This is a genomic window from Sinomonas sp. P47F7 (genome assembly GCF_049332655.1).
In the GTDB taxonomy this organism is placed as follows: Bacteria; Actinomycetota; Actinomycetes; order Actinomycetales; family Micrococcaceae; genus Sinomonas.
Map to the genome: position 1 here is coordinate 1,441,779 of NZ_CP186327.1, position 24,117 is coordinate 1,465,895.

The window sequence follows — 24,117 nt, forward strand, 5'->3', positions numbered from 1 at the left end:
GCTGTCCTCGAGCGAGGCGGGAGAGGACCATGGACTTGCCAGGATTCCTGTACGGCTACTACGAGCGGCGCCTTGCGCGTGAGCTCCGGCCGGACAGCATCCCGCGTCACATTGGCGTCATGGTGGACGGCAACCGCCGTTGGGCGCGCCAGTTCAACGCCCCCACGAGGGAGGGCCACCGCGCGGGCGCCGACAAGATCCACGAGTTCCTCGGCTGGTCGCGCGAGCTCGGCGTGCGGGTCGTGACGCTCTACATGCTCTCGACCGACAATATGAACCGCTCGAGTGAGGAGCTCGCCGAGCTCACGGAGATCATTGCCGAGACCCTCGACCGGCTCGACGAGGATCCCAACGTCTCGGTCCACGCAATGGGCGCCCCCGAGCTCCTTCCGGACCACCTCGCGGAGCGACTCGCCCGGCTCACGGACAAGCCGAGCCCGTCGGAGCCCCTCCATGTCAACGTCGCCGTGGGCTACGGCGGGCGCCGAGAGATTGTCGACGCCGTGCGAGACCTCTTGCGCGACGCCCTGTCCCGCGGGGAGGACATCGGGGAACTCGCCGAGCGGCTCGACGTCGACGACATCTCGCGCTTCCTCTACACGGCGGGCCAGCCCGACCCTGACCTCGTGATCCGGACGTCCGGGGAGCAGCGGCTCTCGGGCTTCCTCATGTGGCAGAGCGCGTACAGCGAGTTCTACTTCTGCGAGGCGCTCTGGCCGGATTTCCGCAAGGTCGATTTCCTTCGCGCGCTCCGCGATTACGCGGGCCGTCAGCGCCGTTTCGGCGCGTGAGCCCCGTCACAAAATCACAGTTCGGTGATTAACCGGACACTCCCATCGATGTAACCTCCCGGCAAACTCGGGCGGCGTACATTGGCGCCATCGGGAGGCAACCGCCACCCGATTCGGGGAGGCCGAGTATGGGCGTTGCGTCGCACCGCTTCAGGAGGCCGGTTCCGGCCTCGCGGTCGAACCGGACGGACCTGGAGAACGCCGGGGACACCCGGGGGCTGGAGTCGACGTGACGACCACTGGAGTACTGCCCGAAGAGCCCATCGCTGCCGAAGAGGGCCGCCGCACCTATGTGCTGGACACTTCGGTGCTCCTCTCCGACCCGAGGGCGGTGCTGCGCTTCGCCGAGCATGAAGTGGTGATCCCCGTCGTGGTGATCACCGAGCTCGAGGGCAAACGCCATGACCCGGAACTGGGCTACTTCGCGCGCAAGGCGCTGCGCCTCCTCGATGACCTCCGCATTCAGCACGGGAGCCTTGGGACGCCGGTCCCTTTGGGTACGGACGGCGGCACGCTCGTCGTGGAGCTCAACCACATCTCCGCCGAGGTGCTGCCGGCCGGCTTCCGCAGCGGCGAGAACGACGCGCGGATCCTCGCCGTCGCGAAGAATCTCGCCAACGAGGGCCGTTCCGTCACGGTCGTCTCGAAGGATCTCCCGATGCGCGTCAAGGCCTCGGCCATGGGACTCTCCGCGGATGAATACCGCAACGAGCAGATCGTCGACTCGGGCTGGACCGGCGTCGCGGAGCTGGAGGCTGGCGAGGAGGAGGTCTCGACGCTGTACGGCCACGAGCCCGTGTTCATGCCCGAGGCCGCGGAGCTGCCCGTCAACACGGGCCTCGTGATCATCTCGCCGCGGGGGTCAGCGCTGGGCAGGGTCGGCGCCGACAAGCAGGTGCGGCTGGTCCGCGGCGACCGTGAAATCTTCGGCCTCCACGGCCGCTCGGCCGAGCAGCGCCTCGCCATCGACCTGCTCATGGACCCGACGGTCGGCATCGTCTCGCTCGGCGGCAAGGCGGGAACGGGCAAGAGCGCCCTCGCGCTGTGCGCGGGCCTTGAGGCCGTCATGGAGCGCCGGGAGCACAAGAAGGTCGTCGTGTTCCGCCCGCTGTACGCCGTGGGCGGCCAGGAGCTCGGCTATCTGCCCGGCACCGAGGCGGAAAAGATGAACCCGTGGGGCCAGGCGGTCTTCGACACCCTCGGCGCGATCACGAGCACGGACGTCATCGACGAGGTCATGGACCGCGGAATGCTCGAGGTCTTGCCCCTCACGCACATCCGCGGGCGCTCGCTGCACGATTCCTTCGTGATTGTCGACGAGGCTCAGTCCCTTGAGAAGAACGTCCTCCTGACCGTCATGAGCCGCATGGGCCAGAACTCGAAGATCATCCTGACGCACGACGTCGCCCAGCGGGACAACCTGCGCGTCGGCCGCCACGACGGCATCGCCGCGGTCGTCGAGACCCTCAAGGGCCACCCGCTCTTCGGGCACGTGACCCTCACCCGCTCTGAGCGCTCGCCCATCGCGGCGCTCGTCACCGAGCTGCTCGAGCGCGCGGAAATCTAGCCCCTGCTCTAGGCTCCGCCCCCAGCGGCAGGCTCGCGGCCGCCGTCGTCCTTGGTCGTCACGCCGAGGAAGGCGGCGGCCGCTTCCGCGCCGTCGACCGTGAGCTCCCACTCGGGGCGCTTGAAATCTTCCCGGGTCAGCCGGAAGTGGAGTTCGCGTTCGACGACGCCGGGCCGTGGAGTGTGCCGTGTCTCGCCGTTGGGCGAATACCCCAGGCGGCGGCTCACGCCGAGCGACGCCGCGTTCCAGTCGTAGGCGCTCGTCATCGCGACCTCGGCACCGAGGTGGTCGAAGGCCCACGCGAGGGCCGCCGCGCGCATCTCGGTGCCCAGACCCTGCCCTTGGGAGCTGCGCCGCAGCCACGACCCCGTGTCGACCGTCCGCAGCGCCGGGAACTCCTTGGCGGCGATGTCCTGGACGCCGAGGAACGCGCCGTCGTGAGTCCGGATGCCGAGGGCGACGGTCCATTTCTCTGGCGATGACACTGAGCGCTGCTGCCAGAACCAGCGTGCCGTGTTCGCTGGGAGAAACTCGGCCGGTGCCTCCGCCCACGTCGACGCGAAGGGGGTACGCGCGCGGTCGTGGATGCCCGATGCGATCGCTTCCACGACCTCCGGCAGGTCCTCGTCCCGCAGCGGCCGCAGCTCGAGCCGCGGGGTCACGAGCCGGAGGCGGAACAGTGGCCAGACGTCCTCGAGCGTCATCATGCCCGCCACGCTAGCGCACGTCGCGCTGGGGCCTCGGCCGTGGGCTAGTGTCCACACTGTGACCCACCGACTCCCCGAGCTCTGGCAGGACAGCCCCGTCGCGTTCTGGCTCGTCGTGGCATGCCTGGGCTACTACGTCTGGATGGCCGCGCGGCTTACCGTGATCGACATCCGGAGCCACCTGCTCCCCAACCGGATTGTCCTGCCGAGCTACTGGGCGGCCGTGCCGTTGTGCGTCGCCGCCGCTTTCGGGGGAACGGGGTTCGACGTCGCGGCTGTCATCCGCGTGCTCGGCGGCGGCGCGGTCCTGTGGTGCGTCTATCTCGTCCTGCGGCTCGTCTACCCCGCCGGGATGGGCTTCGGCGACGTCAAGCTCGCGGGGGTCCTCGGCCTGTACCTCGGATACCTCAGCTGGGAGCACCTCATGTGGGGCACAGCCGCCGCCTTCGTGCTTGGCGGCGTGTTCGGCCTCGCGCTCATCGTGCTGCGGCTGGGGACCGGGAAGACCGCGATTCCTTTCGGGCCGTTCATGCTCGCGGGCGCGGCACTCGCGTTCCTGCTCCCCGCCTGAGCGGCAGCGCCTCTCATCGCGTTGCGCCGTCAGCTTCGCAGGGTGACGACCCACCAAAGGTGACGGCGCAAGTCTCAGGCGCCTCGCCGGGTTCAGCCGGTGACGAAGTGCGTGCGCCGCTCCGGGTCCAGGGCCCATTCGATCGCGCGGCGGTGGAGGGGCGGGAGATCCGGCAGCGAGTCGACCTCGAACCACGCGACCTCGAGGTTCTCGTCGTCGTTCACCCGGGCCTCCCCACCCACGTAGGAGCACGCCATGACCACGTCGAGGTACTGCGCGTGATCGCCGTTGGGGTACACGACCGGCGCGGTCGTCCCGACGCCCGCGACGTGGCTCACCTCGACGTCAACGCCCGTCTCCTCCAGCACCTCCCGGACAGCCGTCGCGGCCGGCTCCTCGCCGGGCTCGACGATGCCGGCGGGAACCGTCCAGCGGCCGTTGTCGGCGCGGCGCACGAGGAGCAGCCGCCCGCCGTCGTCCGTCACGACGGCCTTGACGCCGGGAAGCCACAGCGGGTGGACGCCGACCATGTCGCGGAGGGTCACGATGAATTCTGGAATGGGCACGGGTTCAAGGTTACCGGCCGCGGCCTTCCCCGCCTCGCACGGCGGCCCTTAACGAACGACGACGGCGGGCCTACCTCGTGAGGTAGGCCCGCCGTCGCGCGCGGTGAGGAAGGCCTTACGCCTTGGGACCCGTCATCGTCGTGACGTCGAGGGCGGCATCCAGCTGCTCGACCGTGAGCTCGCCGCGCTCCACGAAGCCGAGCGCGAGGGTCGCCTCGCGGATCGTGAGGCCCTCCTTGACGGCCTTCTTCGCGATCTTGGCCGCGTTCTCGTAGCCGATGTACTTGTTGAGCGGCGTCACGATCGAGGGCGACGCCTCGGCCAGGAAGCGCGCGCGCTCGACGTTGGCTGTGATGCCGTCCACCATCTTGTCCGCCACGACCCGCGCCGTGTTGGACAGGAGGCGGATCGACTCGAGGAGGTTCGCGGCCATGACCGGGATGCCGACGTTGAGCTCGAACGCGCCGTTCGTCGAGGAGAGCGCGATCGTGGTGTCGTTGCCGATCACCTGGGCCGCGACCATGATCGCGGCCTCGCAGATCACGGGGTTGACCTTGCCCGGCATGATCGACGAGCCCGGCTGGAGGTCCGGGATGGCGATCTCGCCGAGGCCCGTGTTCGGGCCCGAACCCATCCAGCGGAGGTCGTTGCAGATCTTCATGAGCGAGTACGCGATGTTGCGCAGCTGGCCCGAGGCCTCGATGAGGCCGTCGCGGTTCGCCTGCGCCTCGAAGTGGTTGCGCGCCTCGGTGATGGGCAGCGCAGTGTCCTGCGCGAGGAACGCGATGACGCGCTGGGGGAAGCCCGCCGGCGTGTTGATGCCCGTGCCCACGGCCGTGCCGCCCAGCGGGACCTCGGCGACGCGCGGAAGCGAGGCCTCGATGCGCTCGATGCCGTAGCGCATCTGGGCCTCGTAGCCGGAGAACTCCTGGCCGAGCGTCACGGGCGTCGCGTCCATGAGGTGCGTGCGGCCCGACTTCACGACGTCCTTGAACTCGTCCGCCTTGCGGCTGAACGCGGCCGCGAGGTGCGTGAGCGCGGGGACGAGGTCGTTGAGGAGCGCGTTGGTCGCGGCGACGTGGACGGACGTCGGGAAGACGTCGTTCGAGGACTGGGACGCGTTGACGTGGTCGTTCGGGTGGACCACCTTGTCGACGCCCTTATCGGCGAGCGCACGGCTCGCGAGCTCGGCGATGACCTCGTTCATGTTCATGTTCGAGGACGTGCCAGAGCCGGTCTGGAAGACGTCGATCGGGAAGTGCTCGTCGAACTCCCCGGAGGCTACGCGCTCGGCGGCGTCGGCGATCGCATCGGCGAGATCCCCGTCGATCACGCCTAGCTCTTCGTTGGCCCGTGCGGCGGCCTTCTTGACGCGCGCGAGCGCCTCGATGTGCTTGCGCTCAAGCGCCTTGCCAGAGATCGGGAAGTTCTCGACGGCGCGCTGGGTCTGGGCGCGGTACAGGGCGGCGGCCGGCACGCGCACCTCGCCCATCGTGTCGTGTTCGATTCGGAATGCGGCAGAATCCTGCACGGCAGAGTCAGTCATGGCACCCAGACTAGACCCCGCGCGGGCCGCTTCCGAACCGTCGAGCGGGCCCTCTCTGGGCTGTTACACGTTGCCGAGGCCGGAGACGAGTTCGGCCCGCCCCTCGCCGAGCCGATAGCACACGCCGAGGACGGCCGTGCGGCCCTCCTCGACGGCCTTCGCGATGATCTGGGACGTTTCGACGAGGCGCTTGCCGGTCTGCTTGACGTGCTCCACGACCGTGTCGTTGACCCCCGTCACGCCGTTGCGCTGGGCCGTGATGACCGAGGGCATGATGCGCTCGACGAGGTCGCGGACGAAGCCCTGCGGCATCGCCCCGGTCGCATAGGCGTTGACGGTCGCCGTGACCGCGCCGCAGCTGTCGTGGCCGAGGATCACGATGAGCGGCACCCCGAGCGGGTCGATCGCGTACTCGAGCGAGCCGAGGACGGCCGCATCGACGACCTGCCCTGCGGAGCGGACGACGAACGCATCGCCGAGCCCCAGGTCAAAGATGATCTCCGCCGCGAGCCGCGAGTCCGAACAGCCGAAGATGACGCAGAACGGGTTCTGCGCGCCGATCAGCTCGTTGCGGCGCAACGAATCCTGATTGGGGTGGACGGACGTGCCGTCGACGAATCGCTGGTTGCCTTCGCGCAGCGTGCGCCAGGCCTCGGCAGGGGTCAGGGATGCAGACACGACCCCCACTGTAGACCCATCGGTCTACCCCTCGCGTGCTGAGGGTCTCGGACGCGTCACATGATGTGAAGGTGCATTCAGTGGCCCTCGGATGCGACCACCGCGGACGCCACGACGTCGAACTCGTCGAAGCCAGCCGAGCCGCTCACCACAACGGTCGTCCCGGCCACGGTCCCGACGTAGCTCTTCTCGATGCCCGGCTTGTCGTACAGCGTCCACTCGACCCCGCCGACACTGCGGGTTCCGGTCTTGGGGGCCTGCTTGACCTCTTGCGTGATCCACGTGGGATTGGCGCCGGACGTCTGCACGATCGAGACGAACTGCTGCTTCGGGGTGACCCACCCGACGTCCCAGTGCGAGATCCCGTCCGATGCCCCGGTCTGCCATCGCGCGTAGTTTGCCGAGTAGCCCGCGGGGAGCTGCGGCGCGGCCGGGGCGAATCCCGCGGTGCCCTTGGCCTGGGCGGCGATGGCCGCGACGTCCACCGCCGGGCGCTGGACCTGCGTCTGCGGGGTGGCGGCGAGCAGCAGCACAGGGATGACGGCGAGGAGCGAGACGGCCAAGGCCATGATCATGCCGATCACCGAGGCGTTGGCCCGCTTCGCGGCGGCCGGCGTCAGGACGGGCTTGACGGGCTGTCCGTGGGTCTCTTCGTGGGTGCTGCTCACCCCTCCATTGTCCCGCACCGGCCGGCGTTGCCGAGACGCCACCTGAGAGTCACACAACGACCCATGTGACCGCCGTCATCGCAGGCCGTGCACCGCGGCCCGCAGACTATGATCAAAACAAATCCGACTCGAAGAAGAGGTCACCGTGTCCCCTGCGCCGATCGACAGCCAGTACTCGACCCTTTCCAGCTCCCTCACCGTCGGGGCCGACGAGCCGGACCGCAACCTCGCCCTCGAGCTCGTGCGCGTCACCGAGGCCGCCGCGATCGCCGGAGGGCACTGGGTAGGTTTCGGCGACAAGAACCGTGCCGACGGCGCGGCCGTCGACGCGATGCGTTCGTTCCTCCACACGGTCCACTTCAACGGCGTTGTGGTCATCGGCGAGGGGGAGAAGGACGAGGCTCCCATGCTCTTCAACGGCGAGCGTGTGGGCGACGGCACGGGTCCCGAGGTCGACGTCGCGGTCGATCCGATCGACGGCACGCGCCTCACGGCCCTCGGCATCAACAACGCCCTCGCCGTCCTCGCGGTCGCTGAGCGCGGCACCATGTTCGACCCGTCCGCGGTGTTCTACATGGAGAAGCTCGTGACGGGCCCCGAGGCCGCCGACCTCGTCGACCTCCGCCTCCCCGTCAAGCAGAACCTGCACCTCATCGCGAAGGCGAAGGGCGTCAAGGTCAACCAGATCAACGTGTGCATCCTGGACCGCGACCGGCACAAGCCGCTCGTCGAGGAGATCCGCGCCGCGGGCGCGCGGACGAAGTTCATCCTCGACGGCGACGTTGCGGGCGCGATCGCCGCGGCCCGCAGCGGGACGGGCGTCGACGCGCTCATGGGCATCGGCGGCACGCCGGAGGGCATCGTCGCGGCCTGCGCCATCAAGTCCCTCGGCGGCGTCATCCAGGGCCGCCTGTGGCCCACGAGCGACGAGGAGAAGCAGAAGGCGCTCGACGCCGGGCACGACCTGGAGCGCGTCCTCACGACCAATGATCTCGTCAAGAGCGACAACTGCTACTTCGCCGCAACGGGCATCACCGACGGTGACCTGTTGCGCGGCGTCCGCTACGAGAAGGACCGCGTGAAGACCCAGTCGATCGTCATGCGGTCGAAGTCCGGGACCGTGCGCTTCGTGGACGCCGAGCACCACGCGAGCAAGTGGGAGCCCTGGGCCCGTCAGGCCTGAGCAAGAGGGCTTCGCCCGGGGCCGGTGCACCGTTCGGGCTAGACTAGCGCGCGGCTCAAGCGACGCCCCACGCCTCAGGAGGATCATGACCCCCGACAGCCACCCGCAGACCCGCGAGCTCACCGTGCGTGAGTGCACCGACCGCGCCGCATGGGACGCGCTCGTCACGGCGCACGGGGGCCATCCGCTCCAGCTGTGGGGTTGGGGCGAGCTCAAGGCGGCGCATCACTGGCGGACGGAGCGGCTCATCGTCGGCGACGCCGGGCGTCCCCTCGGCGGCGCGCAGGTGCTGTACCGGGCGCTGCCGTGGCCGCTCAAGTCGCTCGCCTACCTCTCGCGAGGACCCGTCGGCTCGCCGGAGGACGCGGCGGCAGTGCTCGACGCCGTCGCCCGCCACGTGCGCACGACGCGCGGTTCGGTGGCCCTCGTCGCCGAGCCCGACTGGGACGCCGGCTCGCCGGGGGAGCAGGGCCTTGCCTCAGCGGGCTTCGCGCGCACGGACAGCACGATCCTCATTCCCCGCACGCTCATCCTCGACCTCACGCAGTCCGAGGACGAGCTCATGGCGGCGATGTCCCGGACCACCCGGGCCAACGTCCGCAAGAATCTCAAGGGCGAGCTCGAGTTCCGGAAGATCGCGAGCGACGCAGAGCTCGAGCAGGTCCTCGCGATCTACCGCGAGACGGCACAGCGCGCGGGCTTCGGCATCCATGAGGACCGCTACTACCGCGACATCTGGCGCTTCCTGGGCGAGGACTCGCCGATCGTCGCGGCGTTCGACGGCGGCGAGGTCGTCGCATTCGTGTGGATCGCCAGGAGCGCGGGCACCGCGTTCGAGCTCTACGGCGGCGTCAACGCGGCCGGCCAGAAGGCGCGAGCGAACTACGGCGTGAAGTGGGCGGCCTTCACCGCGATGAAGGCCGATGGCTGCACGCGGTACGACCTCAACGGCCTGCTCAACGACGGCATCTCCGACTTCAAGAAGCAGTTCGCCCAGCACGAGGACCTTCTGACCGGCACGTGGGAGCTCCCGCTCTCCCCGCTCTACCCTGTCTACGCCAAGGGCATGCCGCTCGCGCGCCGGGCCCTGCAGGAGGGGCGCAAGGCCGCGAAGGCCGCCGTGCGCCAGACGAAGTCCGCAGCAGGCCAGGCTCGCGGCGTCGCGGGCCGTGTGCGGAGGCTCGTGCGTCGCTGACGCCCGGCGTGCTCCGGTCCGGCCGGGCACGCCCGGCCGGACCCACCCGGTGGTCCTAGCCCAGCCCCGCGCCGAGGCCGGTCGTGACGGCGAACGCGAGCACCCCGCCGTCGCCCGCGTGGGCGAGCGCGGGCGCCTCGGCGTCGGGCACGAACGCGGCGTCGCCGCGGCCCAGGGCGAGATCGCCCTTGGGTGTGTCGAGCGTGAGCGTGCCGGCCACGACGAGGACTACGGCGGCGCCCGCCTGGGCGACCGGCACCGGCTCGGGCCGCGTCCCGTTCGGGCTCGCCGGGACGTCGATGCGCTGGAGCTGGAACTCCGCGAACGGGGGCTTGTAGAGCTCCTGGCCGAGCGCGGATTCGCTGCGCGCGAGGAGCGGGAGCGGCAGCGCCTCGAACCTCACGGTCGTGAGCAGCTCCCCGACGTCGACATGCTTGGGCGTGAGGCCGCCGCGCAGCACGTTGTCCGAGGAGGCCATGACCTCGATGCCGAGGCCGGAGAGGTAGGCGTGCACGTTGCCCGCGCCGAGGGCTAGAGCCTCGCCCGGGGCGAGGCTCACACGGTTGAGCAGGAGCGAGACCAGCACGCCAGGATCGTCCGGGTATTCCTTGGCGAGGGCCGCCACGGTGAGGAGGCCGGCGTCGTCCGTCGCCGAGCCCTCGACGGCCGCGGCGGCAGCGCCCACCGCGGCGCTCACCTGCTCGCCGCCCGCGATGAGGCGCGCGAACGCGCTCCGCAGCGCCTCTTCCTCGTCGGGCCCGCGCAGGAGCTCGGCGACCTGCTCCGTGACCTCGGCGGCGTCCTCGCCCGCGAGGAGCGCAGTGAGCTCCTCAAAGCGCACGGCAGCCTCCGCGGGGGAGCGGAATCCGCACAGCGCCTCGAACGGCGTGAGCGCGAAGATCATCTCGGGCTTGTGGTTGTCGTCCTTGTAGTTCCGGTCCGCCGCGGCGCGGTCGACGCCGGCCGCCTCCTCGGCCGCGAACCCCGCCCGGGCCTGTTCGAGGGTGGGGTGGACCTGCAGCGAGAGCGGGTGGGCGGCCGCGAGGACCTTGAGCAGGAACGGCAGGCGAGGCCCAAACGCCTCGACGCTCGCCGCGCCGAGGGCGGAGCCCGGATCACGCGCGATGAGCTCGTCGAGGCCGGAGTCCAGAAGCTCCCGTTCGCCGTCGACGGGTGCGGCGACACGGGACGGCGAGTCCGGGTGGGCGCCGATCCAGAGCTCAGCCTCGGGGCCGCCGCTCGGCTCGCGGCCGAGGAGCTGGGCGATGGCCGTGCGGGAACCCCATGCGTAGGGGCGCAGCGTGTTCAGCAGAAGGTGCATCAGAAGACCTCCGATGCCTTGCGGCGGAGGGACTCGCCCTTGCGCGCGGCCGTGGCCTTGAGCTCGTCCGCGAATCTCGTGAGGTCGCCGGAGAGCCGCTCCGCGAGCTTGTCCGTGCCGGCGGCGAGGAGCCGCACGGCGAGCAGGCCCGCGTTGCGCGCCCCGCCGATCGAGACTGTCGCGACGGGGACGCCCGCGGGCATCTGCACGATCGAGAGGAGCGAGTCCATGCCGTCGAGGGTCTTGAGCGGGACGGGAACTCCGATGACCGGCAGCGTCGTGACGGACGCGAGCATGCCCGGAAGGTGGGCGGCGCCGCCCGCGCCCGCGATGATGACGCGGAGCCCACGTTCGCGCGCGGACGCCCCGTACGCGATCATCTCGTGTGGCATGCGGTGCGCAGAGACCACGTCCGCCTCGAACGGCACGGCGAACTCGGCGAGCGCCTCGGCCGCGGCCTCCATGACGTTCCAGTCGGAGTCGGACCCCATGACGAGGCCGACGAGCGGGCCCACCTCGTGGGAATGGTCAGCGGCCGGGGCAGTCATGCGGTCTCCTTCGCGGGGTCGGTCAATTCTGTGGACTCGGCGCCGTCGCGGACGATCGTGGCGACCCTCGTTGCGCGCGCGCGGAGCTCCGCGGGGGTCGAGCCGGGCGCACCCACGAGGTTGACATGCCCGATCTTCCGCCCATCCCGCACCGACTTGCCATAGGTGTGCACCTTCGCGTCGGCATCGGCGGCGAGCGCGGCCGGGTACGCGGCGTAGAGGTCGGCATTCGCGCCGCCGAGGATGTTCTTCATGACGGCCCACTCGCCGAGCACGCGGGTCCCGCCGAGGGGCAGGTCGAGGACCGCGCGGAGGTGCTGCTCGAACTGGCTCGTGACGCACCCGTCCTGCGTCCAGTGGCCCGTGTTGTGCGGGCGCATCGCGAGCTCGTTGAGCAGGAAGCCGGCGCCGCGGCCGGGCGTCTCGAAGAGCTCGGCGGCCATGACTCCCGTCACGCCGAGATCGTTCGCAATGGCGAGGGCGGCGGCCTGCGCGGCCTCCGCGACGGCCGGGTCGAGGCCAGGGGCCGGCACGATGACCTCGTCGCACACGCCGTCGACCTGGATGGTGTGCGCGACCGGCCAAGCCCGCGCTGCGCCGCTCGGAGTCCGCGCGATGAGCACCGAGAGCTCGCGCGTGAACGGGACCATCTCCTCCGCCAGGAGGGGCGACATGGCACCGAACCAGTCGATGGATGCAGCGGCGTCGGCCGGCGAGCCGAGCACGCGGACGCCCTTGCCGTCGTAGCCGCCGCGCGGAGTCTTGAGCACGATCGGCCAGCCGATCTCGTCGCCGAACGCGATGAGGTCCTCGACGTGGTGCACGGCGGCCCACCGGGGGTTGGGGAGGCCGAGGCGGTCGACGGCGGCGCGCATGCGCAGCTTGTCCTGCGCGTGGACGAGCGCGGCGGGACCCGGCTGCACGTTGACGCCCTCGGCCATGAGGGCCAGGAGGTGCTCGGTCGGGACGTGCTCGTGGTCGAACGTGAGGACGTCAACGCCCCGGGCGAACTCGCGGAGGTCGTTGAGGTTGCGGTAGTCGCCCACCGGCGCGCTCTGAACGGCCGGGACGGCCGAGACGTCCTCGGCCTCGGCGAGGACGCGCAGTTCGAGCCCGAGGGCGGTGGCGGGAGGGGCCATCATCCGGGCCAGCTGCCCGCCGCCGACGACACCGATCACAGGAAAACTCACCCGCCCAGCCTACCGAACGGGAGCAGACTGATCCGTTGGGGAGCAGCGCACCCGAAGGGGACTGGATCCGTCCGTTGGGGAGCGGCTTCACCTGTGAATGCTGTGGACAACCTGAGGGGCCCTTCGAGGGTCCGCGTAGAATGGTGGTTTGAGCGTCCCCGGTGCCGGGGCCCTCGTCGGGGGCAGGTGTGCCCTCCGGGAGGGCTCACATCACGCGGGCGGCGGTGAACGAACGTCCCCGGAGGAACATGATCAACGCCATTTCGGATCGATTGAGCGGTCTCGTCTCGCTGTTTTGGCGGGAGGTCGCGAAGTTCGGCACGGTCGGCGGCCTTGCGTTCGTGGTGGACTCCGCGATCTTCATTTGGCTCCTCAACGGCCCCCTGCACAGCGGCGAGGTCTGGGCGAAGTCGATCGCGACGATCGTGGCGAGCATCTTCTCGTGGGTCGCGAACCGCTACTGGACGTTCCGGCACCGCAAGCAGAACAACGTGATCCGCGAGGCCGTCCTGTTCGCGATCATGAACGGCGTGGGCCTGCTGATCGCTGCCGGCTGCGTCGCGTTCGCCAAGTACGTGCTCCTCATGACGGACAAGGTTTCGATCTTCGTCGCGGGAAGCATCGTGGGCCTGATCCTCGGCACGATCTTCCGCTTCTTCGCGTACCGATTCTGGGTCTTCAACGAAGAGCTCGACGCAGAGCCGGGCTACGAGGGCGACCACGAGATCATCGAAGGCCACCACGAGCACGCGGCCGTCGCCGCGGAGTCCGTCGCGGGGACCCGCGACCGGTCCGAGAACTAGTTCCGCGGCCGCTCAGCCGGCCGTGATGCGCTCCGCCTCGCGCAGCCGCGGCGTGTCCGCGACCGCGCCGTGGCGAAGGACTGCCGAGCCGTCCGCCGCCCAGGCTCCGAGCAGGGCAGCGAGCACCTCGGGCAGCGGCCGCGACGCGTCGATGAGCACGCGCGCACCAGGTTCGGAGGGCGCTGCGAAGCGCTCAAGCAGCTCAGCCTGGCTGAAGGCTTCCCCGCCGAGGTGAGCGGCGCCGTCGTCCGCGGATGGCTCGTCGAACGGATCGAACGAGTCCGCGAACTGGCGCACGAGCGCCGCGTAGTCCAGCTGCCCCGGCCCGAGCGTGTCCGTGAATGAGAGGTCGAGCGCGCCGAGCGCTACCGCTACCTGGGCCGCGCCCGCGGCCGGGCCGGAGCTCGGCTCGGCCGAGAAGACGATGTCCGCCTCGCCGTCCACGAGCACGCCTCCCGCCTGCCAGCCCGCGAGGGCCAGCACGGCGCTCTTCCAGTGCCCCGGGAGGTCGAGCCGGAAGCGCGTGCCGGGCTCCGCGTCGAGTTCCTCGACGAGCAGGTTCGACGACTTCGCCGCCCAGTTGTCGAGAACGCGTCCGGACAGTTCGACGCGTTCGCCGTCCGGGCCGTACCACGTGAGCCGGGGCGCGGACGAGTTGCCGCTACGGAGTCGGTGGAGGAGAGCGCTGACCGTGGAGTCCATGGGTCTATTCTGTCCCCCTTGCGGAGCCTTCCGTTGCGCCGTCACCTACACCGTGTGGAGGTGACGGCGCAACGGTGTGGGAGCGACGGGCGCGACCCGCGGCCGGGCGTGGCGTACGCGTCCCACGGAAATTGGGCGGATACAATCTCCGCCCCGCGCTTGACTCCACTCGACTTACACGCGTGTAATTAGGACTGGACAGTAACTGCACCGGCATTTGGGGGCCGGTTCCGGAAGCCTTCCGGACTCCGCGGCCTCAACTGGGAGGCCAGTGCAGAACGAACCACCAAGGAGGAGCACCGTGGGACAGGCGGAGCGTTTCCAGAACGATACAGCAGCGGCCGCACAGGCGCTGGGCCACCAGCCTCGGGGAATCCCCGCGGACTGGTACGTGGACCCGGCGGACCCTGAGGCGGGCGAGCGCTACCGCGAGATGTCGGCGGCAGTGCTCGAAGACGCGGCGACAGCGTTTCTGGCCGAGCACGCAGCATATGACAATGACGACGAGGCCGACGAGCCGGAGGAGGAGCGCGACGCCGAAGTCGTTTCGCTCCTCGACCGGCAGCCGGCCCCGCGGCCGGCCGAGCCGACCTGGCTGACCCTCCTGCGCCCCGCGGCGCCGGTCGAGGGCGAGCTGGCCTGGCAGGTCGACGCGCTGTGCGCGCAGACGGACCCCGAGGCGTTCTTCCCTGAGAAGGGCGGTTCGACCCGGGACGCCAAGAAGGTGTGCGGCTCGTGCACCGTGCGATCTGAGTGCCTTGACTACGCTCTTGAGAACGACGAGCGGTTTGGCATCTGGGGCGGGCTCTCCGAGCGCGAGCGCCGGCGGCTCCGCAAGCGGGCGGTCTGATCCTGGACGGCGTGCACGTCACCGCAGTCGTCGTTGCGCACGGCGGCGCAGCCCACCTTCCGCGTACCCTCGCCGCAGTTGCCGCTCAGCGCCGGCAGCCCGACGTGGTGCTCGGAGCCGATTCCCGCTCTCGGGACGGCTCCGGCGAGCTCCTGCGCGAAGCGTTGGGCGCCGGTGCCGTAGCCGCCGCGCCTGAGCCCTTCGGTGCCGCCGTCGCGACGGCGCTCCAACTCGTGCCGCGGCCCGTGGACTCGCCGTCCTCGGGCCCGGCGGGGGAGTGGCTCTGGTTGCTCAGGGCCGATGCTGCCCCCCATCCGGGGGCGCTGGCCGAGCTCCTCCTCGCCGTCGAGCGCGCGCCGGCCGTCGCCGTCGCGGGCTGCAAGCAGGTCGCGTGGGACGAGCCGCGCCGGCTCGTCGACGTGGGGCTCTTCTCGAGCCGCTGGGCCGAGCGGCTCGCGCTCATCGACGACGACGAACAGGACCAGGGCCAGTACGACGACCGCAGCGACATGTTCGCCGTGAGCGCCGCGGGCATGCTCGTGCGCCGCGACGTGTGGGACGCCTTGCGCGGCTTCGACCGCGCGCTGCCCACGACGGCCGGCGACCTCGACTTCTGCTGGCGGGCGCGTCTCGCCGGCCACCGTGTCGTCGTGGTCCCGGCGGCGCGCATGCTCACCGCTGCAGACCGGCCCGAGAACGATCCGACGCCTTTCGCCGAGCGGCGCGCCGAGGTGTACCTGCGGCTCAAGCACGCGTCTCCGCTCGGATTGCCGCTTCAGTGGCTCGCGGCGCTCTTCGGGGGGCTCTGGAGCCTCGCCGCGGGCTTCATCACGAAGGAGCCGGCGGCCGGTACGGCCCGCCTCGGTGCCGCCCTCGCCGCCCTCACTGGTCTCGCCGCGCTCGCGAAGGGCCGCCGGAGGGCCGCGCGCACGCGCACGGTGGCCCGCCGCACGGTGCGTGGAGTGCGCGCGACCCGCGAAGACATCTGGAACTACCGCCGGGCCCACCTCGAATCAGAGTATTCCGATGGCGACCGGGTCATCGGCGACGGCACCGGGAGCGACGACGCGCCGTCCGAGCCCACGGGCGATTACGACCACGATTTCGCCTCCCTCGCCGTCGCCGTGCGCGGCTGGTCCGGGACGGGCGCGGTCGTCGTCGCGGGGCTCGCCCTCGTGTGCTCGATCCTCGCCCTCCTCCCGTTCCTCGGCGCCGAGGCAGTCGCGGGCGGCGGGCTCCTTCCCGTTGCCGCGAGCCTGGGCACCGTGTGGCGGCACGCGACGTCGTGGTGGGTCGAGCTCGGCTCCGGACAGCCCGGGCACGGCGACCCGTTCGACCTCGTCGTGTGGCTCCTCGGCGCCGTGAGTGCGGGCAATCCGAACCAGGCCGTCGCCTGGACGCTCATCCTCGCCCCGGCCCTCGCGGCTCTTGGCGCGTGGGGTTTCGCGTCCGCCTTGACTTCGCATCGCTGGCCCCGCATCGCCGCGGCCATCGCCTGGGCCGCCGCGCCGGCGCTCCAGGAGGCCTCGGCGCAGGGACGCCTCGGCGCCGTGGTCGCGCAGATCGCGCTCCCGTGGGCCGCGCTCGGCATGCTCCGGGCCGTCGGCGCGGCGCGCATCCGCGGCACCGTCGGGATCGATCGCCGGCCCGGGCGGGCTCGGGCGGCGTGCCGTCGTGGACCGCGGCAGCCGCCGGAGGGCTCGCACTCGCCGTCACGACTGCCGGCTCGCCGAGTCTGCTCGGCCTCGCCGCCGTCGTCGTCCTCGTGGCGAGCGTCGCCCTGAGGGGCCGCGCGCGCTCGCTGTGGTTCGCGCTCGCGCCGTCGGTGGCGCTCTTCCTCCCGCTCTGGGCGTCCTCGCCCGACAACCCGCGCGCGTGGCTCGCGGACCCGGGCGTCCCCGTGGCGTACACGGTGGCCTCCCCTGGCAGCTCATGCTGGGCCAGCCCGTCGCGTTCGACGCCTCGGCAGGCATCGGTGGCCTCGGCTGGCTCCCCGGCGGTGTGCCGTGGGCCCTTTTCTACGTGCTCCTCTTGGGACTTCCGATTGTGCTCGCCGCCGGTGCGGCCATGGTCCTCGTGCCGGGAAGGCGGGACTCGCCGCGCGTCTCGCCGGCGCGTTCGCCGTCGTGGCCCTCGCCTTCGCGTGGATCCTCTCGCGCGTTCCCGTCGCGGTGGCGGGGACAGCCTCGTGCCGCCGTTCATCGGGCCGAGTGTCGCCGCGGGCGTCCTCGGGCTCATCGTTGCGGCCGTGCTCGGCGCCGACTTGCCTTCGGGCGCCGCGAGGCCGCCGTGCAGCTGCTGGCGGAGCGGCGCGACCGGGCGGTCGTGCTCGGCACTGCGGGCCTCGCCGTCGCCCTCGTCCTCGCGGTGGGCGGGCCCGCCGTGGGCCTCGCGCGCTGGGCCGCCGCAGGCCTCGCACCGGTCGGGCGCCGGCGGGCAGCGTGGGGAGCCCCCTCGCCGTCAAGCCGAGCAAGGCGCGCACGCTTCCCGCAACCGCGAGCGATCTGGGCCTCGGCGATCAGCAGACCAAGACGCTCGTGCTGCGCACCACCCCGCAGGGCGGCTTCACGGCCGCACTCATGCGCGGCTCGGGCACCACTCTTGACTCGCTTTCCGCCGCGGCCTCGGCGAGCCGCGTCACTGGGGTGAAGGGCTCGGAGGCGATCGCAGCGGACGACGCCGCGCAGGCGTCGTTGCGCCGCGCCGTCGCCGTCGTCTCGACCTCCACGGGCGTTGACCCGCGCCAGGACCTCGACGCCCTCGGCGTGGGATTCGTTGTCCTGCAGCAGCGCGACGGCGGCGACGCCGTGACCGCGTCGCAGATGGACGCGGTTCCCGGGCTCGTCGCCGTCGGCCAGACGGACGTCGGGTGGCTGTGGCGCGTCACGCCCCGCAACCAGGACGCGGCGAAGGCGCTCGAAATCGCACACCGGGCGAGCATCGTCGATGCGAAGGGTGCCGTGCTCGGCTACGTCGGATCCGGCGCCGAGACCGTCGACGCCTCGATTCCGGCCGGCCCCGAGGGGCGCCTCTTGGTCCTCGCCGAGCGCAGCGACCCGCACTGGAGTGCATGGATCAACGGCCAGCGGCTCACGTCCACGACCCAAGGCTGGTCGCAGGCCTTCACGCTCCCGGCAGGCGGCGGCAGGCTCGAGATCCGCTACGACCAGCCCGCAGCGCTCCCGCTCGGGCTCGTGACCGCCGTCGTTCTCCTCATCGCCGCGCTGACGGCCATTCCCACTCGCGCCCGCCTCGAGCCGCGCAAGGGACGCGGACGGTCGGCGGCGCGCCGCGGACCGGCCAAGGCGCCAGGGCGGGCCCCGTCCGGTGCCGCGCGACCCTCGGGCCTGCCCGAGCGGCCCGAACGGGCCCCGCGCGTCGGACCCGACGGAGTCCGGTCCACCCGAGGGGCAGACAAGAATGCCGCGGGCAAGGCCGCCGCCACCGAGACCGCAAGGAGCACCGATGACGCGCGCGTCTAAGCCGGGAACTACGAGGCGACTCCGCCGCGCGCTCGGCGCCGCGGCCGGTGTCGTGGTCCTCGGGGCGGGCACGGTCCTCGCCGTCTCGGCAGGAACGATCCCCACGTCCGCGGCGCTTTCGCCAGGGACACCGCCGGCCGTGGACGTCCCGGTGGGCCAGACGGTCGGGGTGTGCCCGGGGCCGGCCCAGCTGCTCCAGAGCACGCCGGTCCAGGGCGATCCGCAGTTCAGTCCCGCGAGCAAGACGGCGACGAACCGCCTCACGGCCGCCGTCATCGGCGAGGCGTCGGGGGCCATGCCCGCGAGCTCGCTTGCCGGCGTGAACGGCTCGCTCCTGCAGAAGGTCTCCGACGGGCAGAACGCCCCCGCGGCCCCGCCCGCGTCGCGTCCCGCCGCGATCGCGAGCCGCTCAACGAACGGACCGGCGCTCCTGAACGCATCGGCGCTCGAGGGCCGGCCCGCATCCTCGGCGGCCCTGTACCAGTACAGCGCAACCGACGGCGACCTGCGCGGCGTCGCGGCGGCCTCGTGCGCGTCCCCGGCCAACGACCTCTGGTTCACCGGCGCGAGCACGCTCGTGGGCCGCACCTCCGTGATGTACCTCACGAATGCGAGCACGACGCCCGCCACGGTGAACCTTGACTTCTACGGGGACCAGGCGATCCCGCAGGCGCCGGCCGGGAGTCGCAGCATCCAGATCCCGCCGGGCACCACGAAGTCGTTCGTCCTGGGCGGCTTTGTACCAAGCCAGCGGAACCTCTCAGTGCACGTGCGCAGCTCGGGCGGACCCGTCTCCGGCGTCATCCAGCAGAGCACGTTGCGCGGCCTGACCCCCGGCGGCGTCGACTTCCTGACCCCGGTCGCTTCGCCCGGGACGCGCCAGGTGGTCACCGCCGTCGAGCTCCAAGAGCCGGTTGCGGCGCGGAACCTCGCGGCCGGCTCCGGTTTCGAGGACGCGAGCGCGGCCCTCCAAGTGACCGTTCCGGGGGCTGCGGACGCGGTGGTGCAGGTGCGCGTGTTCGGGCCGAGCGGCCCCGTGACGCTGCCCGCCGGCGCGGTGTTCACGGCGAAGGCCGGGACCGTTACGGAGATCCCGCTCGCGGGGCTCCCGGCCGGGAAGTATTCGGTCGCGGCGTCGTCGGACGTCTCTTTCGCGGCGAGTGTGCGCTCGGTCAAGGGCCTCAAGAGCAGCGATCCGCTCGACTTCGCGATCTCGGGAGCGCAGGGGCGCCTCGGCGACGGTCATGTGGTCCCAGTGGGCGACGGCGCGACGCCGACCCTCGTGTTCGGGGTGCCGGACGGCCACGCGAAGATCAGCGCCGTGCCGATCACGGCCGACGGCGCGTTCCACGCGCCCGTCGCGCTCGACGTCGCGGGCGGCACGACGGCGACGCTCGCCGTCCCCGACAAGGTCGACGGCGCCAAGCCCGTCGCGTACTCGGTGTCCGCCTCGGGCGATCCGGCGTACGGCGCGGTGCTGCTCGAGGCGGCCCAAGGCAACGGGATCGCTGTCGCGTCGATCCTCCCGGCCGCTGGCGGCCGGCAGTCCGTCGCGGTGACGCTCGGCTACTAGGGGCGCAACCACGAGACCTCGCTGATTGCCGCCGCCCCCACGCAGGGGGCGCGTCCGTCAGCGATAGCCGCGGTAGTACGGGTCGAGCGTCTCGGGCTCGACGTTGAGGAGCGCCGCCGTGTACTCGACCACAACGTCGTGGACGAGGTCCTGCGCCTCCGAGGCCGTGGGCGCCTCGGTCTCGACGACGCGCCGGTAGACGGTGATGCGCGCCGGGTTTCCGCGGGTGGCGCGGGTCACGCTCCCCTGGGGCGGCCGGCCGCCCTCGCGCAGAATCTTCTCGAGTCCCGGCGGGATTTCCTCGACGACATATTCGACGCCCTCGAGTTCATTGCCTCGCAGCTCCTGGAGGCGATCCGCCGAATCGAGGACCCAGTCTTCGAAACGCTCGCCGCGCGTGCGGCTCCCCGGCAGGATCGCCGGCATGATCTCTCCGCGCAGCCCTCGTCCGTGGCGATTCCGCCGGCGTTCCCGGAAACCGCGGCGACGGCCTTCGCCCGGTTCTCCAGCCGGTGGGAGGGGGCGAATGCTGAGTCCCGGAAGGGGGCCCGAGGTGGAACGATCCTGCATATATCGACTGTAGTCCGGCCCCCGGCGGCGCGCTAACCGAGTCGCTCGCCCGCAGGGTGTGGCGGGCAGAGTAGGGTACTGGCTGTGCGAGAAGTCCGCCATTGTTCCCGATCGGCCTGCCGCGAGACCGCGGTGGCGACGCTGACCTATGTCTACGCGGACTCGACCGCAGTCCTGGGTCCCCTCGCGACGTTTGCGGAGCCCCATACCTATGATCTGTGCGCGAAGCACGCTGACAAGCTCACGGTTCCGCGCGGCTGGGAGGTGCTGCGCCTTGCGCTTCCGGCCCGCCAGCCGAGCCCCGATGACCTCTTGGCGCTCGCCGAGGCGGTGCGCGACGGAGCGGACGACGACGCCCCCGCCGAGCCCGCGCAGCGCACCGTCCGCGAACCGCAGCCCTCGCTCGCGCCGCCGCCGGGCGTCGACGTCGCGAGCGGCCGTCACCTGAGGGCGCTGCGCGAGCCGCTCTAGGCGAGCAGCGCCGGGCCGGGCGACGCCGAAGGTTCTGCGGGCGTGCCATGTAGGCTGGGATCCATGCCGTCTTTCAGCTCTCCGGTGCTGCGCTCCGACGTTCTTGCCCTCCTGCGGTGCCCGGTCACCGGCGCCGCCCTGGTCCAAGAGGCTGACGAGCTCGTGGCGAGCGCCCCGGGGCCGGACGGCACTGTTCCGCGTTACCCGATCGAGGACGGCATTCCCGTGCTGCTTCCGCCGGTCCTGCACCAGGAGTCCTAAGTGACCTTCGACTACCGCGTCGCCGACATTTCCCTCCACGAGGCCGGCCGCCACCAGATTCGCCTCGCCGAGCACGAGATGCCGGGCCTCATGGCACTCCGTGCGGAGTACGGGGAGTCCCAGCCGCTCAAGGGCGCACGTATCGCCGGTTCGCTGCACATGACCGTGCAGACGGCCGTGCTCATCGAGACGCTCGTGGCGCTCGGCGCCGAGGTCCGCTGGGCCTCGTGCAACATCTTCTCGACTCAGGACGAGGCCGCGGCCGCGATCGTCGTCGGGACGGGAACGCCCGCTAGCCCGCAGGGTGTGCCGGTGTTCGCGTGGAAGGGCGAGTCCCTCGAGGAGTACTGGTGGACCGCCGAGCAGATCCTCACATGGCCCGGCGCGGCGGAGAACCCCGAGCTCGGCCCCAACATGATCCTCGACGACGGCGGCGACGCGACGCTCCTCGTCCACAAGGGTGTCGAGTTCGAGGCCGCCGGAGCGGTCCCGCAGCCCACCGAAGACGACCCCGAGGAGTACCGGATCATCCTCGACGTCCTCCGCGCGGGCCAGGCGGCGGATCCCCAGAAGTGGACCCGGATCGCCCAGCGCATCCACGGTGTCACCGAGGAGACGACGACCGGCGTGCACCGGCTGTACCAGCTCGCCGAGCAGGGCAAGCTCCTGTTCCCCGCGATCAACGTCAACGACTCCGTGACGAAGAGCAAGTTCGACAACAAGTACGGCATCCGGCACTCGCTCCCGGACGGCATCAACCGGGCGACGGACGTCCTCATCGGCGGCAAGGTCGCGGTGATCTGCGGCTACGGCGACGTCGGCAAGGGCGCCGCGGAGGCCCTCCGCGGCCAGGGCGCGCGCGTCGTCGTGACCGAGATCGACCCCATCTGCGCGCTCCAGGCCGCGATGGACGGCTACCAGGTGGTTCGCCTCGAGAGCGTCGTGCACGAGGGCGATCTCTTCATTACGACGACGGGCGGCAAGGACATCGTCCGCGCCGAGCACATGTCCGCGATGAAGGACAAGGCGATCGTTGGCAACGTGGGCCACTTCGACAACGAGATCGACATGGCGGGCCTCGCGAAGCTGCCGGGCATCCGCAAGGTCGAGATCAAGCCGCAGGTCCACGAGTGGGTCTTCCCGGCGCAGGCGGCGCACGACGGTGGCGAGGCCCGCGGCGAGCATTCGATCATCGTGCTCTCGGAGGGTCGCCTGCTCAACCTCGGCAACGCGACCGGCCACCCCTCGTTCGTCATGAGCAACTCCTTCGCGAACCAGACGATCGCCCAGATCGAGCTCTGGACCAAGCGCGAGCAGTCCGCAGGCGAGCGCGAGTACGAGAAGAAGGTCTACGTCCTTCCGAAGATCCTCGACGAGAAGGTCGCGCGGCTGCACCTCAACGCGCTCGGCGTCGAGCTCACGGAGCTGTCCAAGGAGCAGGCCGACTACCTCGACCTCGACGTGGCGGGCCCGTACAAGCCGGATCACTACCGGTACTGACTTAGCATTGTCTGCATGCGAATCATGGGGGACACGCCCGAGGACGGGCGCCACAAGGTGGGCCGCCGCTGGCTAGGCGGCTGGTTCGGCACGCGCCGCGGCAAGGTCATCGGCCTCGTTGCGGTGCTCGCCGTCGCCGGCCTCGGCGGGACGTTTGCCGCCGTCGGCCCGCTTCAGGCTTCCCCCATCGGTTCGGAGGCCGCGACGGCGGTGCGGACCCAACCGGGCACGGCGTACCCCGTCGTCGCCCCCGCTTCGGCGCAGACCGTGCCCGTGACGGGCGCGAAGGAAGTCAATCCCTCCGCGCCCGTGACCGTCACGGCGGCCAACGGCACGCTTGACAACGTGAGCCTGCGTTCGTCGACGGGCCAGAACGTGCAGGGCACGCTCAACCCGGGCCGCTCTGCCTGGACGTCGAGCGATCCGCTCTCGTTCAACGCGACGTACACGCTGAGCTACACGACCCTCGACGGCGCCGGGCGGACCTCGACCGCGACCTCGACGTTTGCGACCGTCTCGACCGCCAACGAGGCCGACGCCGCGATGTACCCGCTCGACGGCATGAACGTGGGCGTCGCGCAGCCGATCCAGCTCACGTTCAGCGAGCCCGTGAAGAACAAGAAGGCCGTCGAGAAGGCGATCACCGTCACGTCGAGCTCCGGCCAGGCCGGTGCGTTCCATTGGTACAGCGACACGATGGTGCGCTACCGGCCCGAACAGTACTGGGCGGCGCACAGCACCATCACGGTCAAGATGGACCTGTTCGGTGTAGACCTCGGGAACGGCCAGATCGGCAACTTCTCGAAGTCCAATACCGTGCACATCGGCGACAAGCGCACCGCGGTCGCGGACGCCCAGGCCCATACGTTCACCGCGTACATCAACGACCAGCAGGTCCAGACGTGGCCCGCCACCCTCGGCGACACGCGGTTCCCCTCCGCGAAGGGCTACCTCGTGCTCATGGAGAAGCAGCGCAAGGCGCACTTCGTCGCCGCCACGATCGGGCTCAAGCCCGGCGATCCCGCCAACTACGGCGAGCTCGACGTCGAATATGCGACCCGTCTCACTCCGAGCGGCGAGTTCATCCACCAGGCCACGGACACGGCGATTCCCTACCTCGGCAACGCCAACGTCTCGCACGGCTGCATCGGGCTCGGCCCCGACGGTGCCGCGTGGGTGTTCAACAACATGACCACGGGAGACGTGGTGCAGATCATCAACACGCAGGGCGACTTCGCCAATTTCGACGACGGTTTCGGGGACTGGAACATCGCGTGGTCCCAGTACGCGAACGGCTGATCGCGCCCGTCACGGGCCGCGAAAGCCGATAACGCTTCGGCCACAGCCCGCCCTCCTGACCACGCGCGGGCGAGT

General features: G+C 71.0%; 24 protein-coding genes. 14 read left to right on the forward strand and 10 right to left on the reverse strand.

Features of this window, described 5'->3' with window-relative positions:
• Window positions 1-29 precede the first annotated feature (29 nt).
• Complete coding sequence (locus ACOKR1_RS06885) at window positions 30-791, forward strand: isoprenyl transferase (RefSeq protein WP_415854967.1); 762 nt, start codon at window positions 30-32, stop codon at window positions 789-791.
• A gap of 229 nt (window positions 792-1,020) precedes the next feature.
• Window positions 1,021-2,358: a PhoH family protein gene (locus tag ACOKR1_RS06890; RefSeq protein WP_422935955.1), complete on the forward strand. Its 1,338-nt coding sequence runs from the start codon at window positions 1,021-1,023 to the stop codon at window positions 2,356-2,358.
• 8 nt (window positions 2,359-2,366) lie between these two features.
• Here ACOKR1_RS06890 and ACOKR1_RS06895 read toward each other — a convergent pair whose 3' ends face one another.
• The gene (locus ACOKR1_RS06895) at window positions 2,367-3,065 is read right to left on the reverse strand and encodes a GNAT family N-acetyltransferase (RefSeq protein ID WP_422935956.1); all 699 of its coding nucleotides are present in this window, start codon (window positions 3,063-3,065) and stop codon (window positions 2,367-2,369) included.
• A gap of 58 nt (window positions 3,066-3,123) precedes the next feature.
• On the opposite strand from ACOKR1_RS06895, the gene ACOKR1_RS06900 reads away from it, so the two are divergent.
• Window positions 3,124-3,636, forward strand: a complete 513-nt coding sequence (locus ACOKR1_RS06900) for a prepilin peptidase (RefSeq protein ID WP_422935957.1) — start codon at window positions 3,124-3,126, stop codon at window positions 3,634-3,636.
• A 92-nt stretch (window positions 3,637-3,728) separates the two neighbouring features.
• Here the strand turns inward: ACOKR1_RS06900 and ACOKR1_RS06905 are convergent, their stop codons facing one another.
• The 4 genes from ACOKR1_RS06905 to ACOKR1_RS06920 form a co-directional block, all read right to left on the reverse strand.
• Complete coding sequence (locus ACOKR1_RS06905; RefSeq protein WP_422935958.1) at window positions 3,729-4,202, reverse strand: NUDIX hydrolase; 474 nt, start codon at window positions 4,200-4,202, stop codon at window positions 3,729-3,731.
• A 115-nt stretch (window positions 4,203-4,317) separates the two neighbouring features.
• A complete protein-coding gene (locus tag ACOKR1_RS06910; RefSeq protein ID WP_422935959.1) occupies window positions 4,318-5,748 on the reverse strand; it encodes a class II fumarate hydratase in 1,431 nt (476 codons plus the stop codon).
• Window positions 5,749-5,811: 63 nt separating this feature from the next.
• On the reverse strand, window positions 5,812-6,426 hold the full coding sequence (locus tag ACOKR1_RS06915) for a carbonic anhydrase (protein ID WP_415854973.1): 615 nt from the start codon (window positions 6,424-6,426) through the stop codon (window positions 5,812-5,814).
• Window positions 6,427-6,503: 77 nt separating this feature from the next.
• Window positions 6,504-7,094: a DUF4245 domain-containing protein gene (locus tag ACOKR1_RS06920; protein WP_422935960.1), complete on the reverse strand. Its 591-nt coding sequence runs from the start codon at window positions 7,092-7,094 to the stop codon at window positions 6,504-6,506.
• A gap of 145 nt (window positions 7,095-7,239) precedes the next feature.
• Here ACOKR1_RS06920 and glpX point away from each other — a divergent pair, with 145 nt between their 5' ends.
• Both glpX and ACOKR1_RS06930 read left to right on the forward strand, forming a co-directional pair.
• Complete coding sequence (glpX, locus tag ACOKR1_RS06925; protein WP_422935961.1) at window positions 7,240-8,277, forward strand: class II fructose-bisphosphatase; 1,038 nt, start codon at window positions 7,240-7,242, stop codon at window positions 8,275-8,277.
• 85 nt (window positions 8,278-8,362) lie between these two features.
• Window positions 8,363-9,472: a peptidoglycan bridge formation glycyltransferase FemA/FemB family protein gene (locus ACOKR1_RS06930; protein WP_422935962.1), complete on the forward strand. Its 1,110-nt coding sequence runs from the start codon at window positions 8,363-8,365 to the stop codon at window positions 9,470-9,472.
• A gap of 55 nt (window positions 9,473-9,527) precedes the next feature.
• Here ACOKR1_RS06930 and manA read toward each other — a convergent pair whose 3' ends face one another.
• From manA to ACOKR1_RS06945, 3 genes are read right to left on the reverse strand one after another with little or no spacing between them, the layout of a single operon-like run.
• A complete protein-coding gene (gene manA, locus ACOKR1_RS06935; protein WP_422935963.1) occupies window positions 9,528-10,793 on the reverse strand; it encodes a mannose-6-phosphate isomerase, class I in 1,266 nt (421 codons plus the stop codon).
• Window positions 10,793-11,341, reverse strand: a complete 549-nt coding sequence (gene purE, locus ACOKR1_RS06940) for a 5-(carboxyamino)imidazole ribonucleotide mutase (protein ID WP_422935964.1) — start codon at window positions 11,339-11,341, stop codon at window positions 10,793-10,795. Before purE ends, manA begins: the two co-directional genes overlap by 1 nt.
• Window positions 11,338-12,531, reverse strand: coding sequence for a 5-(carboxyamino)imidazole ribonucleotide synthase (locus ACOKR1_RS06945; RefSeq protein WP_422935965.1), 1,194 nt, complete (start codon window positions 12,529-12,531; stop codon window positions 11,338-11,340). The genes purE and ACOKR1_RS06945 overlap by 4 nt, the downstream gene beginning before the upstream one ends.
• A gap of 248 nt (window positions 12,532-12,779) precedes the next feature.
• Between ACOKR1_RS06945 and ACOKR1_RS06950 the strand changes: the two genes are divergently transcribed.
• On the forward strand, window positions 12,780-13,334 hold the full coding sequence (locus tag ACOKR1_RS06950; protein WP_422935966.1) for a GtrA family protein: 555 nt from the start codon (window positions 12,780-12,782) through the stop codon (window positions 13,332-13,334).
• 12 nt (window positions 13,335-13,346) lie between these two features.
• On the opposite strand, the gene ACOKR1_RS06955 is transcribed toward ACOKR1_RS06950, so the two are convergent.
• Window positions 13,347-14,036: a TIGR03089 family protein gene (locus tag ACOKR1_RS06955; protein WP_422935967.1), complete on the reverse strand. Its 690-nt coding sequence runs from the start codon at window positions 14,034-14,036 to the stop codon at window positions 13,347-13,349.
• A gap of 301 nt (window positions 14,037-14,337) precedes the next feature.
• Between ACOKR1_RS06955 and ACOKR1_RS06960 the strand changes: the two genes are divergently transcribed.
• The 4 genes from ACOKR1_RS06960 to ACOKR1_RS06975 all read left to right on the forward strand — a co-directional run bounded on the left by ACOKR1_RS06960 (window position 14,338) and on the right by ACOKR1_RS06975 (window position 19,941).
• Window positions 14,338-14,886 carry a WhiB family transcriptional regulator gene (locus tag ACOKR1_RS06960; RefSeq protein ID WP_422935968.1) on the forward strand — a complete coding sequence of 183 codons (549 nt, stop codon included), beginning with the start codon at window positions 14,338-14,340 and terminating at the stop codon, window positions 14,884-14,886.
• Between the two features lie 11 nt (window positions 14,887-14,897).
• Window positions 14,898-16,670 carry a glycosyltransferase family 2 protein gene (locus ACOKR1_RS06965; protein WP_422935969.1) on the forward strand — a complete coding sequence of 591 codons (1,773 nt, stop codon included), beginning with the start codon at window positions 14,898-14,900 and terminating at the stop codon, window positions 16,668-16,670.
• Window positions 16,671-17,327: 657 nt separating this feature from the next.
• On the forward strand, window positions 17,328-18,368 hold the full coding sequence (locus tag ACOKR1_RS06970; protein WP_422935970.1) for a hypothetical protein: 1,041 nt from the start codon (window positions 17,328-17,330) through the stop codon (window positions 18,366-18,368).
• Window positions 18,352-19,941 carry a DUF5719 family protein gene (locus tag ACOKR1_RS06975; protein WP_422935971.1) on the forward strand — a complete coding sequence of 530 codons (1,590 nt, stop codon included), beginning with the start codon at window positions 18,352-18,354 and terminating at the stop codon, window positions 19,939-19,941. Before ACOKR1_RS06970 ends, ACOKR1_RS06975 begins: the two co-directional genes overlap by 17 nt.
• A 57-nt stretch (window positions 19,942-19,998) precedes the next feature.
• On the opposite strand, the gene ACOKR1_RS06980 is transcribed toward ACOKR1_RS06975, so the two are convergent.
• The gene (locus ACOKR1_RS06980; RefSeq protein ID WP_422935972.1) at window positions 19,999-20,367 is read right to left on the reverse strand and encodes a metallopeptidase family protein; all 369 of its coding nucleotides are present in this window, start codon (window positions 20,365-20,367) and stop codon (window positions 19,999-20,001) included.
• 228 nt (window positions 20,368-20,595) lie between these two features.
• On the opposite strand from ACOKR1_RS06980, the gene ACOKR1_RS06985 reads away from it, so the two are divergent.
• The 4 genes from ACOKR1_RS06985 (at window position 20,596) to ACOKR1_RS07000 (ending at window position 24,042) form a co-directional block, all read left to right on the forward strand.
• Window positions 20,596-20,982, forward strand: a complete 387-nt coding sequence (locus ACOKR1_RS06985) for a DUF3499 domain-containing protein (RefSeq protein WP_422935973.1) — start codon at window positions 20,596-20,598, stop codon at window positions 20,980-20,982.
• Between the two features lie 63 nt (window positions 20,983-21,045).
• A complete protein-coding gene (locus ACOKR1_RS06990; RefSeq protein ID WP_422935974.1) occupies window positions 21,046-21,243 on the forward strand; it encodes a Trm112 family protein in 198 nt (65 codons plus the stop codon).
• Window positions 21,244-22,743 (forward strand): adenosylhomocysteinase, encoded by a 1,500-nt coding sequence (gene ahcY, locus ACOKR1_RS06995; RefSeq protein ID WP_422935975.1) that lies wholly within the window; start codon window positions 21,244-21,246, stop codon window positions 22,741-22,743. It abuts the gene before it with no gap.
• A 15-nt stretch (window positions 22,744-22,758) separates the two neighbouring features.
• Window positions 22,759-24,042, forward strand: coding sequence for an Ig-like domain-containing protein (locus ACOKR1_RS07000; protein ID WP_422935976.1), 1,284 nt, complete (start codon window positions 22,759-22,761; stop codon window positions 24,040-24,042).
• The last annotated feature ends 75 nt before the right edge of the window (window positions 24,043-24,117 follow it).